Origin of the sequence: Acinetobacter sp. BIGb0196 (genome assembly GCF_011759595.1) — a bacterium.
Lineage (GTDB): Bacteria > Pseudomonadota > Gammaproteobacteria > Pseudomonadales > Moraxellaceae > Acinetobacter > Acinetobacter guillouiae.
The window spans coordinates 1520207-1534328 of record NZ_JAAOZA010000001.1 but is presented as its reverse complement, the minus strand read 5'-3'; the positions used below and the strand labels follow the sequence as shown (position 1 = coordinate 1534328).

The following is a 14122-nucleotide window of genomic DNA, read 5'->3' as shown; positions in this document are numbered from 1 at the left end:
TTATCTGTGACAACCATCACATTAAAACTATGTTGTTAAATTTTAATGAAATAATAATTAATGAAATATTGAATAAAAACTGGTTTTTTTTTAAATATACCTCACAAAAAGCAAAAAAAAAGATGAAGGAAGTCCTTCATCTTTTTAAAAACGCTGAGTCGTTAGACAGTAAAATCATCACCCAAATACACTTGGCGCACAGTTTCATCTGCCAACACTTCTTCTGGCGTACCTTCCGCAATCACAGCACCTTCACTCACAATATAAGCATGCTCACAAATCGCTAAGGTTTCACGAACATTATGGTCGGTAATCAAAACCCCGATCCCACGATCTTTTAACTGGCGAATAATATCTTTAATATCACCTACCGAGATTGGATCGACACCTGCAAAAGGTTCATCCAAAAGCATAAATTTTGGATCTGCTGCAAGTGCGCGTGCGATCTCTGCACGGCGGCGCTCACCACCTGACACACTCATTCCAAGAGAATCTTTAATATGGGTGATTTTAAAATCTTCCAATAATTCTTTGAGCCGTTGTTGGCGCTGCTGTTTATTTAAATCTTTACGTGTTTCAAGGATAGCCATGATATTTTCAGCAATGGTTAGCTTCCTGAAAATTGAAGCTTCCTGTGGAAGATAACCAATCCCTTTACGTGCACGCTGATGCATAGCTAAATCAGAAATATCTTCATTATCAAGATGAATTTCGCCTTTATCCATTCGCACCAAACCAACGACCATATAGAAGCTGGTGGTTTTACCCGCACCATTCGGCCCAAGCAAACCCACAATCTGTCCACTTTGCATACTAAATGAAACGTCTTTGACCACCCAGCGTTTACTATAAACTTTTGCTAAATGTTTGATACAAAGTACTTGAGGCTGATTCGATGCTGTCATTAATCACGCGCTCCAGGGAAAGACTTGGTGCTATTTGGCGGAATAATAATTTGTACACGTCCTTTCGCAGAACCTGTGCTATTTGAACTACCCGAAGCCTCAATATCACCTTTGTTCATACTATATTTTAATGAACTACTGCGAATACTTGCTCCATCTTGATATAAATAAGCATTACCAATCAGATTAATAATACCTGTTTCAGCATTATAAATAATTTTTTGCGCTTCTCCACGAGCAACACCCTTAGCCGTATCAACTTGTTGTTGAAACTTTGCTGGGCCCCCAGTGGCAGTAATGGTACTAATTTGCTTATTTTTATTCAATTGAGCCACAATTGAAGCAGCTTGAAGCTTCATAGTACCTTGCTCAATGATGACATTACCGGTATATGTCGTTACACCCGCAGCTTCATTATAGGTTGCTTTATCTGCAACCAATGAAATTGGCTGATTACGATCTGACGGTAATGCAAATGCTACTGCAGACAAGCCCATTAAACCGGCAGTGCAGATCGCTTTTATTAGGAAAGATTGTTTCATTGAAAAAGGCTTAGTTAGGTACATACTTTCCTCGAATATGTGCAAATTCATATTGACCTTGGTTTAAATCAGCTTTTAAACCCTGACTAATAAATTCTGCATCAGGTGCATTAACAGTCACTTGGTGAGTCGTTTCAAACTGACGTATTTTAGGGTAACCCGTTAACTCGTCTGTTTGAAATTCCATGGTCCCTCGTTCACCAATCTTGGTCGCTTTAACTTGTCCAGATAAAACGACTTTTTCATTGTCATTAAATCCTCGTGCTTCTTTTGCAAAAAAAGTTGAATCTACTTTATTTTGATGAAACATCGAAGCATTGAGATTACTCAATGTTGAAGTTTTTCTTTGTAAATCCTGCTCTAAACGATCCACTTGAGCACGAACATAAAGATTACCCTTTTCATCTGTTTGAACCAACTGGATACCCTCAGCAGTATACGTCATGCTTTTTGCTGAATTCGCATCCAACTTTTTGCCTTTTCCACTGTAATAGTAATAGCCACCACTGATTGCCGCGATGACAACTGCAGTCACATATAAAACCTTAGTATCCATAAATTACATTCAACATTTGATCAATCTGAATTTACGCTATTAATGCGGTATAGCTGTATATTTTTCAAGTAATTCTTGGTAAGTGCCTTTTGCCATCAGCAACATATCACAGACTTCACGCACAGCTCCACGCCCACCCATCGCCTGAGTGACTAAATCTGCTCGACGACGCACTTCAACATGCCCATTGGGTACAGTGACTTTCATTCCTGCAATTGCAAAGGCAGAAAGATCTGGCCAATCATCGCCCATATATAAACAGTCTTCAGGATCTAAATTGAATTGAGCACAAGCTTCTTTAAGTGCAGTCCCTTTGTCTTCACGACCTTGAAAGACCAAATCCACCCCCAGATCAGCCATACGTTTTTCAACAATATTGCTTTTACGTCCTGTGATAATGATGACTTTAATCCCAGATTTTTGCACCAGTTTCATGCCCAATCCGTCACGAATATCAAAGGATTTAATTTCATCCCCTGTATTGGTCAACGTCACAAAACCATCACTCAAAATACCATCTACATCTAAAACCAATGCTTCAATATGACGCGCTTGTTCCAGTAAAACATAAGAAGCCATTGATTAATTTACTCCAGCTTGAATCAGGTCATGCATACTAATTACACCAATCACTTTATTGGCATCATCGACGACAATAAATTGACTAATTTTCTTTTCATTCATTTTTTCTAGAGCTTCAACTGCACGTGCTTCTTTAGAAATGGTTGAAGGGTTTTGAACCATGACCGCGGAAACAGGCAAGTTCACATCAAAACCTTGCTGTCTATCAATTAAACGACGTAAATCACCATCGGTAAATATGCCCAATAAAGTATCATTTTCATCGACAACAGTGGTTAAACCTAAACGCTTGTTAGAAATTTCGTACAAAACTTTATTCATTGGTGTATCAGGAAATACTTTAGGTAAATCAGTGCCTGTACGCATCAAATGTTTAACATGTAACAACAATCGTTTACCCAACGCACCCGCAGGATGTGACATTGCAAAATCATCTGCAGTAAAACCACGTGCATCTAATAATGCCACAGCCAGTGCATCGCCCAATACCAATGTTGCAGTAGTACTAGAGGTTGGTGCCAAACCTAATGGACATGCTTCTTTGATATTTCCAAGTGTCAACGCAACATCTGCATTTTGTGGCATAGGTCCTTTGTCATCACCGCTGATGGTGATCAAAGGCACTTCCAAATACTTAATCAGTGGCATCAACATCATAATCTCATCACTCTTTCCAGAGTTTGAAATTGCAATCAACACGTCACCTTTGACCAACATACCCAAATCGCCATGCCCTGCTTCACCAGGATGCATAAAGAATGATGGTGTCCCTGTTGATGCGAAAGTTGCTGCCATTTTCCGCCCAATATGCCCAGATTTCCCCATACCCGTAATCACTAAACGACCTTGGCATTGTAAAATAATTTCACATGCGCGCGTAAAGCGTTCATCAATTTGAGTCGCTAAAATCTCTATGGCATGTTCTTCAATGCGTAAAGTTTCAAGTGCAACTTTTTGAAAATCAACTTGATTTGATTTATTTTCAGGATTCAAAATGGGCTAACCTTAACTCTAATAAAGAGTTTTGAATATCGAATGGAATATTTTTGCTATTTTAGCATAGCAATACAATAGGCTGCTTTCCTAAATGTATAAATTTCATTTTCTTAGAAAAATAACGTATAAAACTTTATGAAATATGGAGCTTAGGTTAAGATTAATCATCATTTTATTGAAGCCTTTAGAAAACCTATGCAACCATTTGTTCTTTACAACTCTGAGCAACGAAAAAAAGTTGAATTTGTTCCCCGTAAAGAAGGACATATCGACATGTATGTGTGCGGTATGACAGTTTATGATTACTGTCATATAGGCCATGCTCGGGTGATGGTTGCTTTTGACTACATTATTCGTTTTTTACGTAGCCAAGGTTGGAATGTTAAATACGTTCGTAACATCACAGATATCGATGACAAAATTATTGCGCGTGCCAATGAAAATAGCGAAAGCATTACAGCTTTGACCGATCGTTTTATCAAGGCGATGAATGACGATGCCGAAAACCTAGGATGCTTAGCACCTGATGAGGCACCACGCGCAACAGATTACATCGATCAAATGCAGAATATGATTGGTAACCTTGTCAATAAAGGCACGGCTTACCCTTCTGCAAATGGCGATGTCTATTTTGAAGTTGAAAAATTTAAGAACTATGGCCGACTTTCAGGACGTAAACTTGACGATATGCAAGCTGGCGCTTCTGAACGTGTTGATGTTGAAGTTGAGAAGAAACATCCATTTGACTTTGTGCTATGGAAACATGCTAAAGAAAATGAGCCATCATGGGCTTCACCTTGGGGCAATGGCCGTCCAGGTTGGCATATTGAATGCTCAGCAATGTCAACTTGCTGCTTAGGCAATCATTTCGATATTCATGGTGGCGGTTCAGATCTTTTATTCCCACATCATGAAAATGAAATTGCGCAATCAGAAGCAGCAACAGATGAACAATATGTAAACTACTGGATGCATGTTGGCTTTATCAATGTCGATGGTGAAAAAATGTCTAAATCTTTAGGCAACTTCTTTACCATTCGTGATGTGATGGAGAAATTTCATCCTGAAGTGATTCGTTATTTTATTGTGTCATCACACTATCGTAGCCCTGTAAACTTCTCGGACTTTGCACTAAAAGAAGCAAAAACTACGCTTTCTCGTTTTTATCATGCATTTAAAGCATATCAACAAGTCTATGGCGATAAAACCACAGACCTGTTAGATGAAACGCTCGTCGAGCGCTTTAATTCAGCAATGCGTGATGACTTCAATACATCTGAAGCAATTGCAGTTTTATTCGAAATTATTAAAGAATTGAATCGTGCTGTTAAAGAAGATAATGCAGTGCAATCTACGCTTTATTATTCTACGTTACGCCACTTGACCAATATCCTTGGCTTGGTTCAATACAATGTAGATGACTTTTTAAAATCAGACATTGGTCAAGAAGCACTTGGCTTATCCGAAGCTGATATTGAAGATTTCATTCAACAACGTGTAGATGCCAAGAAAAATAAAGACTTTGCCCGTGCAGATGAAATCCGTCAGTCTTTGCTTGCTCAAGGTGTAGTACTGGAAGATACACGTCAAGGTACCATTTGGCGCCGCGCGGATTAATTTCTAAGAGCTTTATTAGAAAGAAAAACCTGATCAAATGATCAGGTTTTTTTGTAAAGTCGTTGCTGACTAAATATGTTTTTAAACGGTACATCTCTTACAGTTTCTTTATATTCATCGTATGACCATACTTAAGTTTAGTTTTATAAATTGTTTGTTGAAATTTTATCTCTCCTAATTTACTTATATAAAAGCTAAATTATTAAATACATTAAAAAAATAAATATTTTATTGAATATGATGGACTATAGTTTTATTGAATCAGCAAAATAGCTGATATACTCTGAGTCCAGTTCTTCATCAGCGGTTTTGGATCAATAGAATGAGTTCAGTGCGCCAACAGAATTTTCTTCTTCGCAAAGAGAAAATTTTAGCAATGGCAGAAACCTTATTGCTTGATAATAATCAGGATATTACGTTAAGTGAGCTTGCTGCTGAACTTGATATCGCAAAAGGAACGATCTATAAACATTTTAAAAGTAAAAACCAACTGTATCTTGAACTGATTATTTTGAATGAAAAACGACTTTTAGATATTTCTAAAGCCTATCATCACGATATTAAAATCTATGTATCTGAATACATGTTATATAACATGTTAAATTCGAATCGAACAATTTTACTGCATGTGATTGAAGAACGTCTAACCAATAACGAACGTAAACTCAAAGACTTATTCGAAGAACTTTATAGCATACGTGAGCAACGTATTTTAGAAATTAAAGATCTTTTCGGAGCACATCTCAAAGCCTTAAACAGTAGTATGTCAATCCGTGATTACTTGTCTTATATCTGGACAGTGACTTATGGCGCATCATTATTGTTAAATTCTACGCACTATCAAAAGTCTATTGGCTCTCGTGAACGCTTGATCAAACTCTATGTCAATCAAGCATTGATGACACCTGATAAGCTAACCGATTCAGAGCATCAAGCGAATTAATCTTAAAAGGATAACTGTTCTTAAGCTATTTAGCTTTAAAAAGTCCTTTTAAAATTTATTTTGATTTATTTCTAAAAGCCATAGTTCTAAATTATTATCTAGAGGTCGTTCTAAACAACGATTAATTACACTTTTAAGTTGGTACCGTTGAACTGGTGATAGCTTTTCAAAGTCAAAATATAACTGTTTAAAAAAATGATAGACGCCATGCACTTGCGTCATATAACTTGAGTTCAATACATCAAGATAAACTTGAAAGACTTGATGGGGAAAATGATCTAATTGCAAAAGATATTCTTCAATATCCTGTGCATATTGTTTATACACACGCCCATTCAACTGCTGACCTGCATATAGATCTCGTTTAAATTTTTCTAAATCAAAAATATTAATCTTTTTCATCAATAATATTTTACCAAGCTGTTGATACCAATCATTCTGGATGTATTGATTATAGAACCCCTTAAACTTCAGGCTGATCGCCATGGCTTAATAACTGACTGGGTAAAGGCATTGAGTTCACCTGACTAAAAATCTCATAACACATATGTCTTAACCACTGATGGCTGGTTTTATGGTGACATGACATATGCCAATACTGCTTAATCGAGTAAGTCGGAAACGAAATTGGTGCTGGAAAAATTTGTAAGTTTCCTCGTGACAACAAGACTTCGCTCAAATAATAAGGAACGGTTGCAATCGAGTCAGTATCTTGCACCACTAAGCCAACACCAAGATAACTCGGAATACGCATCAATACATTACGTTTTAAATCCAAATTTAACAGCTCATTGGCGATGTGATAATGCCCCACACCCGCATCAATATCGATGTGTGATTCACTCAAGTACTGCTCAACGGTCATGCTTTGTTGAGTTAATCGTGGATGGTCTTTAGATGCAATCACCACATAAAATTGTTCGAATAATTTTTGTTGATAGAAACCATTTTCTAATTGTGGTAAAAAACCAATCGCCAAATCAATTTCACCATTTGCCATCTGATAACTGGTTTCAGAGGTGATGGCGCGAACATTTAATTTGACATGCGGTGCATGTGCTTTGAGATATTGAGAGATTTTAGGCAATAAAACTAAGTGAGAAACATCCGTCATCGCAACTGTAAATTGTTGCTGTGATGCTGTTTCATCAAAATCCACACTAAAATTATTAATAATTTCAACTTTACTCAGTGCTTCACTGATCAAAGGATAAAGTTGTTTAGATAATTCTGTAGGCACCATTTCATTACCAATCCGTAAAAATAACGGATCGTTATAATGAACACGAATTTTGTTCAGAATATTGCTTACTGTAGGTTGGCTCATCGCTAAATGATCTGCGGCAACAGAAACACTTTTAAACTTGTAGATATAGTAAAAAATACTGAGCAACTTACAATCTAACTCATACACGAAATTACATCTCACTCATTTTTTAGATTCAATATTATATCTTCTGCTTTTTTATAAAAATTTCCAATGTTTTAATGTACCGATTTTAAACAATCAAACCAGGATTTTAAAATCGGTACGAATTATTGGCGCGATCCGTTCAGCAATTATTCTTTAACAAACAAATCAACCATCAACTCATCCTCAGAATCAGCATAGCGATATTCAGAAAAATTTGTAATACCCGACTCTCGTAGGATTTCTTCATCAATCAACAAACGTCCTGTTAAAGCACGTTGCTCACTGTTTAAAATACGATAAGCAGCGTCTGCCATAATGTTCGGTTTACGAGCTCTGCTAAATAATTGCTTACCGCCTAAAGAAAACTCAATTGCAGCTGTGGCAATAATCGTTCTCGGCCATAGTGAGTTTACACTCACTCCATAACTGGCAAACTCTTGATTCATCCCTAAAGTCAGCATACTCATACCATATTTAGTAATGGTATAAGGTGCATAGCTGGCAAACCATTTTTCATCCAAGTTTAACGGCGGTGAAAGATTTAAAATATGCGGATTGTCACTGTTTTTTAAGTACGGTAACGCAGCTTGACTACATACCATCACAGCACGTGTATTAATCTGATACATTAAATCGAAACGGTTTGGGTCAAGCGTCTCCACGCCAGACAGTTTAATCGCACCAGCATTGTTAATTAAAATATCAATTCCACCGAAATGCGCTGCTGCTTGTTTCATGGCAAGCGCAACCGCATCTTGATCACGTACATCCAGTTGAAGTGCTAAAGCTTGACCACCTGCCGCCTCAACTTCTTGAGCAACAGTAAAAATCGAGCCTCCTAATTTAGCATGCTCTTGTGTAGATTTTGCAGCAATCACAATGTTCGCACCATCTTGTGCAGCTTTTAGTGCAATCTCTCGCCCTATTCCTCGGCTTGCACCGGTAATAAAAAGTGTTTTTCCTTTAAGCGACATGATTTCCTCGTTGTATTTGTTTTTTGCTGTACTAATCTACTTAACTTTGTTTTCTCCTCATAGTACCAAATCTGCCATTTTGTATACTCATGAGTACAATAATTATTTTTTTTATGGTCTTTATAAAAATCAAAAGCTTGCATAAGCAAGCCTTGGACTAAAGGTGGTTAAAATTTAAATTCTAGGCAGCGCCAACTTTTGGACTTGTTCCAATTTGCCAAACAAAAGGCAATGGTTCACGATTGACTTCCCAATCACCAATCACTTTTTCCTTATATACGACTGGATTATGTGAAGATACGACCCGCGCATTGCGCCAGAAGCGATCAAGTTGTTTTGTGGTGGTACTTGCAGATGCGCCAAGCGCATTAAATAACTTACTGGTTAACTCCAAGACTAAATCAGAAATAACCACCTGCCCTTGTGCTGCCTCTAATTCAGCATCATTATTTGCTTGAATATTTTTTACTTCGGATTCACTAAAGTGACTGATATATGCACGCTGCAAAGCTTCTGCTGTTTGAGTGGTAATACTTTCACTTGCATAGGCTTGTGCGGAAGCTTTACCAATCACTTGTAAAATCTGTGGATCATTACGTACTAAATCAGCATTGCCATGACTAAAAATACGATCACGCTTTTGTACTTCATGAATAAATGTTGCAACTGCTGACTGTGCAATCCCCGATAAGGTCGCCAAATGAATCACTTGGTAGAATGCAGTTTGATATTTAAAACGTTGCTCAAAAGGCAAAATATGGTCTGCTTCGATTGCAACATTGCTTAACGTTAAAGTGCCACTCCCCGTAGTTTTTTGACCGAAACCATCCCAATCATCCTGTACTTCAACCCCAGAAGCATGTCGAGAAATCGCAGCAATAACATGCTGATCAGTACGTTCATCATAGGCAAATAAATCAACCCAATCCGCAAAGATTGTACCTGTTGAATAGTACTTCTTCCCATTGACCAACAATTGATTATTATTTTGAGTCACACGGGTAATCACATCACCAATTTTCACATGACCGATTTCAGTCCATGCATTTCCCACCAAATCACCTTGAACAAAACGTTTAAACCATAATTCTTGGTTCTTAAACTTATGTGCATTTAATCGATCTTCAACAAAAGCGAAATGCCCCCGCAATGCTTGCACAATATTTGAATCGGCCTTTGCAAGTTCAGTGAGCAATTGAAATAACTGAGGTAAAGACACCCCATCTCCACCAAACTTGACTGGCACACGTAATGCACCAAAACCTGCATGTTTTAACCAGTCTATTTGCTCATACGGTAATATACGCTGTTGCTCGCGCTCAACGACACCTTGTGAAATCTTTTCAAAAATTGCACGATACTTTGACGCAACCTTCTCATAGTCTGCTGAGATTGATAAATCCTCAATAAAACGGTTTTGAATATCTAAGTTACCCATTTTTTCTCTCCATCTGTTGGTTATTTATATTCTTAACTCCACGCATGGCGTGGTAAGTGAATGTTATTGAGATAATAATTACCGACTAAATTAAATTTCCAACGTACAGGATCATGCAAAGTATGAGTACGTGCATTACGCCAATGGCGATCTAAATTTAATTCAGACAATGTTGAACGAGTACCTGATAATTCAAATAATCTATTTGAAGCTAGGATGGCAATTTCAGTTGTTAATACCTTGGCTTCTGCAACCAGTAATGCCGCCTGATTAGCATTCTCTTCAGATGGATTGGCAATTGCTTGATCAATTGCATCACCAGCCAAGTCTAAAACAGCTTCGGCTGCACGTAATTTGATTTTTAACTCCCCTATACTTGCAATGGTATACGGATCATCGCTGGCTTTCTCTAAACCTGAGTCAATCCAAGGGCGTGAATGTAAGCGTACATATTGAATCGTTTCATCAATTGCACCACGAGCAATACCAGCATCTACTGCGGCTTGAATAAATTGAGAAATAGCACCTGCTGCTGTAGGTCTTTCAAAGGCTTTGTGAATCGGCACAATATATTTTTCATCGACTTGAACTTGTTTCAATAACACAGTTCCACTCGCTGTGGTTCTTTGTCCAAATCCAGACCAATCATTAACAATTTCCAGACCTGTACTGGTTCGTGGCGTTAAGGCAACCACAGGCAGCCCCTCTTCATTAACTGCTACGACAGGTACCCAATGTGCCAATAAAGCCCCAGTAGCAAAGAATTTTTGACCATTAATTTCATAACCTTGGGCTGTTTTATGTATTTTGGTTTCTAAGTCAGCAACGGTCTTGCTACCTTTTTCTGAAAACGCATTGCCCAGACGCCGACCTTTTAAAATTTCAGCAAAGAAAAATTGTTGCTGCTCAGGACTGGCATCTAAACGGAGATGCTCAATAAAAGCCCAATGATTTTGAGCAATTTGTCCAAGTGAAGGGTCTACACTAGAAATGATCTTCACCACTTCCGCTAAAGTACGATATTTCACTTCAGCCCCACCAAAGGCCTGAGGAATATTAATCCCCCATAAACCACTTTGTGAATAGAGCTGTATCTCCTCAAGCGGCAAACGACGTTCATAATCACGTTGTGATGCTTCTTTGGCAAACTCTTTGGCCAAATTTTTCGCCACTTGAATGGCTTCCGCATCCGATTGAATAACGTGTGCATCATGATTCAATTCAAAAAATTGCAAAGGAACCGCTGTCTGAGAAGAAAAGTTTTTTTGGTTTAAATCCGTCATTGTTGTTACTCTTTTAAATAAGCATAGATTTAAACTAGCACTATTTTTTTATACTATTTATACGAATAAATGCATTTATTATTCAAAACAAAATCATAAATTTATCATTAAAATTCATAACTATTAAAATCATAAAAAAGCCCACATTATGTGGGCTGGGCTCTAACTAATGAGCTCAATCAATATACAATAAATAATTATTTAAAATGCATATTTAAAATTGGATTTAGACTAACTTGCTTGTGCCAATCTATCCGTATTCTCTTTACGATATTGTGCGCCTCGATGATTCTCTGGCAAATAAGCACCTTGTTGAAATAGTTTTTCTCGTAGAGTCCCCTGACGATATTCTGTTTGATAAACACCACGACGTTGTAACTCAGGTACAATAAAATCTACAATATCAATAAAAGTTTGATGAGCAAGAATATAGGCTAAATTAAAACCATCAACATCGGTATCTTCTACCCATTGTTGTAACTCATCTGCAACCGTTTGTGCTGAACCGACCAATACAGGACCATTCCCCCCCACACTATTCCAATGGGCAATTTCTTCAATTGTCCAAATACGGTTAGGATCTGCATTGACATAAGCATCTAACATCGATTGAATCGCATTAGTTTCAATATACTCAACTTTATCATGCGGTTGATACTGTGAAAAATCCACACCAGACCAACCAGACACCAAGGTCAATGCACCATCATAGCTTCCATAAGATTGATATTCTTTAAATTTCGCCTGTGCCTTTTGATCCGTTTCATCGGTTACAATTGACAATAAGCTATAAATTTTAACAGCATAAGGATCTCGCCCTTCCTGCTTTAATTTTTCACGAATACTTTGAACAATTTTCTTGGCTGCTATTTTTGACGGTGGCGCAATAAAAATACATTCGGCATTTTGGCTTGCAAATTTTTGCCCTCGAGCTGAAGCACCAGCTTGGTATAGCACAGGTGTGCGTTGTGGTGAAGGCTCACAAATATGAATACCAGGAACTTTAAAGTATTTCCCCTCATGTGAAATAGGATGAACTTTTGTATGATCTGCAAAGATCCCAGCCTGCTTATCTCTTAAAACAGCATCGCTTTCCCAAGACCCTTCCCACAACTTATATAGCACTTCTAAATACTCATCGGCAATGTCATAGCGATCATCATGATTTAATTGCGTATTTAGTCCTAAGTTTTTAGAACCACTTTCCAAATAGGAGGTGACAATATTCCATCCCACCCGACCTTTGGTAAGATGATCTAATGTACTGATTCTTCGTGCAAAAGGATAAGGATGTTCAAAAGAGATAGATGTAGTTACACCGAAACCTAAATGCCGTGTTACCGCAGCCATCGCTGGAACAATTTGCAAAGGATCATTGACCGGGACTTGTACTGCACCTGTTAATGCATGTTCTGCACTGTGGTGGTAAACATCATATATCCCGAGTACATCCGCAATAAAAATGCCATCAAACACGCCCTTTTCCAAGATTTTAGCAAGGTCAGTCCAATACTCAATATCTTTATATTCTGTCGAGCGATCTGAAGGATGACGCCATAAACCAGGAGATTGATGTGCAATACAATTCATTTCAAAGGCGTTAAAGCGGATCTGCTTCGTCATTTCTCTTCAACTCATTTTGATTATTATTTTTATCCTATGCCATTTATCTTTATTCTTTTATCTCAATATCTTCAATTATTATCATGATTGCTTTTATCTAAAATGGTGAAGTAAATATACTATTTTATACAAAGTGCTTTATTTAAAATGACTCATATTGGCTTTCATCATTTTGTAAGTATCATGATTAACTTTGTATAAAAATTAAAAACATATCTTATTTAAAAAGCATCAATCCAAACTTAGTTTAAGGTTAATCACTCAGCATAAAATCTAAAGGAAAAAAGCAAAATTCGATGCTAATTTTCAATCTTTTTAGCCAGCAATTGACGTGCTTTAAAATCTTTATAGAAGTATAAAATTAGTCCAAAGATCAAAACCGCCGCACCAATAAACACACTCATTGTTGGTTTTTCATTATTGAGCATCGCGCCTAAAAACATGGCAATCATCGGGGTCATCACAGTCGTCAATGACAAAGTCGTGGCTTTAATATTTTGCACCAATTTAAAATAACAAAACATCGCCAGTAATGAAGCCATCAATACGGTATAAATCAATGCTAATAATGATTTTGTTTCGGGAATATGCGTAGGTGCATACTGCCAAATAAAAGGAATAATACACATTGCAGCCAAGGTAGAAACCAAGATTGAACCTGTTGCTTGCGCCATTGGAACGACATCTGCATTTACTTTTTTTACCCAAAAGATGGAAAAAGCATAGGTAAATACACTCATCAACATCAACAAGATTCCAACAGGATGCACATGTTGACTTGCCCCGCTACTGGTACAAATAATGGCGAGGCCAACAACAGCAACTAGCATCCCAAGCCATTGAATCCCCAGTAATCTTTGACCAAAAACAAAACGACCAATAAGCCCTGCCATAATTGGAGCTAATCCAAACATCAAAGCAATAATACCTGAACTTAAATAACTGGTTGCAGCATAGGTAAAAATTTGCGAACCAATCAGACTAAATGAGCCTGCTAAATAACTATGTAAAGCAATTTTATTGCGCGGTAATTTAACCTTTAAAATCAGCAATAGAATTAAAGCAATCGGCAAAGCGATAAAAAACCGCAAAACCAAAGCCCACATCATATGTAAATCTGCCACACTCCATACAATTGCCAAAGGCGTACTTGCCCAAATGAAGACCAATAAAATATAGGTCGTCATCAGGTTGGATTTGGAGGGCATAAAGATTCCTAAATGACTGCTGGATGTGAATTAAAATGTGC

The 14122-nt window shown here is 37.5% G+C and carries 14 protein-coding genes; 2 read left to right on the top strand and 12 right to left on the bottom strand.

Going from position 1 to position 14122, the window contains the following annotated elements:
* Nucleotides 1–161: 161 nt before the first annotated feature.
* From lptB to FHR28_RS06900, 5 genes are read right to left on the bottom strand one after another with little or no spacing between them, the layout of a single operon-like run.
* A complete protein-coding gene (gene lptB / locus FHR28_RS06920; RefSeq protein WP_004724336.1) occupies nucleotides 162–905 on the bottom strand; it encodes an LPS export ABC transporter ATP-binding protein in 744 nt (247 codons plus the stop codon).
* Nucleotides 905–1447: a lipopolysaccharide transport periplasmic protein LptA gene (gene lptA, locus FHR28_RS06915; protein WP_085944134.1), complete on the bottom strand. Its 543-nt coding sequence runs from the start codon at nucleotides 1445–1447 to the stop codon at nucleotides 905–907. The genes lptB and lptA overlap by 1 nt, the downstream gene beginning before the upstream one ends.
* Before the next feature lie 10 nt (nucleotides 1448–1457).
* Nucleotides 1458–2003, bottom strand: coding sequence for an LPS export ABC transporter periplasmic protein LptC (gene lptC / locus FHR28_RS06910; RefSeq protein ID WP_004724340.1), 546 nt, complete (start codon nucleotides 2001–2003; stop codon nucleotides 1458–1460).
* 39 nt (nucleotides 2004–2042) lie between these two features.
* Nucleotides 2043–2582: a KdsC family phosphatase gene (locus tag FHR28_RS06905; protein ID WP_004724342.1), complete on the bottom strand. Its 540-nt coding sequence runs from the start codon at nucleotides 2580–2582 to the stop codon at nucleotides 2043–2045.
* Between the two features lie 3 nt (nucleotides 2583–2585).
* Nucleotides 2586–3578: a KpsF/GutQ family sugar-phosphate isomerase gene (locus FHR28_RS06900; RefSeq protein WP_004822585.1), complete on the bottom strand. Its 993-nt coding sequence runs from the start codon at nucleotides 3576–3578 to the stop codon at nucleotides 2586–2588.
* A 198-nt stretch (nucleotides 3579–3776) separates the two neighbouring features.
* Here FHR28_RS06900 and cysS point away from each other — a divergent pair, with 198 nt between their 5' ends.
* On the top strand, nucleotides 3777–5198 hold the full coding sequence (cysS, locus tag FHR28_RS06895) for a cysteine--tRNA ligase (protein ID WP_166782244.1): 1422 nt from the start codon (nucleotides 3777–3779) through the stop codon (nucleotides 5196–5198).
* A gap of 322 nt (nucleotides 5199–5520) precedes the next feature.
* Entirely contained in the window at nucleotides 5521–6141 is a 621-nt protein-coding gene (locus tag FHR28_RS06890) for a TetR/AcrR family transcriptional regulator (protein WP_004822589.1), read from the top strand.
* Nucleotides 6142–6189: 48 nt separating this feature from the next.
* Here FHR28_RS06890 and FHR28_RS06885 read toward each other — a convergent pair whose 3' ends face one another.
* From FHR28_RS06885 to FHR28_RS06855, 7 genes are all read right to left on the bottom strand, one after another.
* Nucleotides 6190–6543: a hypothetical protein gene (locus tag FHR28_RS06885; protein WP_166782243.1), complete on the bottom strand. Its 354-nt coding sequence runs from the start codon at nucleotides 6541–6543 to the stop codon at nucleotides 6190–6192.
* Nucleotides 6544–6604: 61 nt separating this feature from the next.
* Nucleotides 6605–7555: a LysR family transcriptional regulator gene (locus tag FHR28_RS06880; protein WP_004822592.1), complete on the bottom strand. Its 951-nt coding sequence runs from the start codon at nucleotides 7553–7555 to the stop codon at nucleotides 6605–6607.
* Between the two features lie 146 nt (nucleotides 7556–7701).
* Nucleotides 7702–8529: an SDR family oxidoreductase gene (locus FHR28_RS06875; protein ID WP_166782242.1), complete on the bottom strand. Its 828-nt coding sequence runs from the start codon at nucleotides 8527–8529 to the stop codon at nucleotides 7702–7704.
* Between the two features lie 181 nt (nucleotides 8530–8710).
* Complete coding sequence (locus tag FHR28_RS06870) at nucleotides 8711–9967, bottom strand: acyl-CoA dehydrogenase family protein (protein ID WP_154130111.1); 1257 nt, start codon at nucleotides 9965–9967, stop codon at nucleotides 8711–8713.
* Nucleotides 9968–9999: 32 nt separating this feature from the next.
* Nucleotides 10000–11250, bottom strand: coding sequence for an SfnB family sulfur acquisition oxidoreductase (locus FHR28_RS06865; RefSeq protein WP_166782241.1), 1251 nt, complete (start codon nucleotides 11248–11250; stop codon nucleotides 10000–10002).
* Nucleotides 11251–11481: 231 nt separating this feature from the next.
* Entirely contained in the window at nucleotides 11482–12873 is a 1392-nt protein-coding gene (locus FHR28_RS06860) for an LLM class flavin-dependent oxidoreductase (protein WP_166782240.1), read from the bottom strand.
* Between the two features lie 299 nt (nucleotides 12874–13172).
* Nucleotides 13173–14081: a DMT family transporter gene (locus tag FHR28_RS06855; RefSeq protein ID WP_166782239.1), complete on the bottom strand. Its 909-nt coding sequence runs from the start codon at nucleotides 14079–14081 to the stop codon at nucleotides 13173–13175.
* Between the last annotated feature and the right edge of the window lie 41 nt (nucleotides 14082–14122).

What these genes read in the sequence shown, in the direction of transcription:
- FHR28_RS06875 (WP_166782242.1), bottom strand. Translation starts at nt 8,529, where the DNA reads ATGTCGCTTAAAGGAAAAACACTTTTTATTACCGGTGCAAGCCGAGGA.
- FHR28_RS06865 (WP_166782241.1), bottom strand. Translation starts at nt 11,250, where the DNA reads ATGACGGATTTAAACCAAAAAAACTTTTCTTCTCAGACAGCGGTTCCT.
- lptC (WP_004724340.1), bottom strand. Translation starts at nt 2,003, where the DNA reads ATGGATACTAAGGTTTTATATGTGACTGCAGTTGTCATCGCGGCAATC.
- lptA (WP_085944134.1), bottom strand. Translation starts at nt 1,447, where the DNA reads ATGAAACAATCTTTCCTAATAAAAGCGATCTGCACTGCCGGTTTAATG.
- FHR28_RS06855 (WP_166782239.1), bottom strand. Translation starts at nt 14,081, where the DNA reads ATGCCCTCCAAATCCAACCTGATGACGACCTATATTTTATTGGTCTTC.
- cysS (WP_166782244.1), top strand. Translation starts at nt 3,777, where the DNA reads ATGCAACCATTTGTTCTTTACAACTCTGAGCAACGAAAAAAAGTTGAA.
- FHR28_RS06870 (WP_154130111.1), bottom strand. Translation starts at nt 9,967, where the DNA reads ATGGGTAACTTAGATATTCAAAACCGTTTTATTGAGGATTTATCAATC.
- lptB (WP_004724336.1), bottom strand. Translation starts at nt 905, where the DNA reads ATGACAGCATCGAATCAGCCTCAAGTACTTTGTATCAAACATTTAGCA.
- FHR28_RS06885 (WP_166782243.1), bottom strand. Translation starts at nt 6,543, where the DNA reads ATGAAAAAGATTAATATTTTTGATTTAGAAAAATTTAAACGAGATCTA.
- FHR28_RS06905 (WP_004724342.1), bottom strand. Translation starts at nt 2,582, where the DNA reads ATGGCTTCTTATGTTTTACTGGAACAAGCGCGTCATATTGAAGCATTG.
- FHR28_RS06860 (WP_166782240.1), bottom strand. Translation starts at nt 12,873, where the DNA reads ATGACGAAGCAGATCCGCTTTAACGCCTTTGAAATGAATTGTATTGCA.
- FHR28_RS06890 (WP_004822589.1), top strand. Translation starts at nt 5,521, where the DNA reads ATGAGTTCAGTGCGCCAACAGAATTTTCTTCTTCGCAAAGAGAAAATT.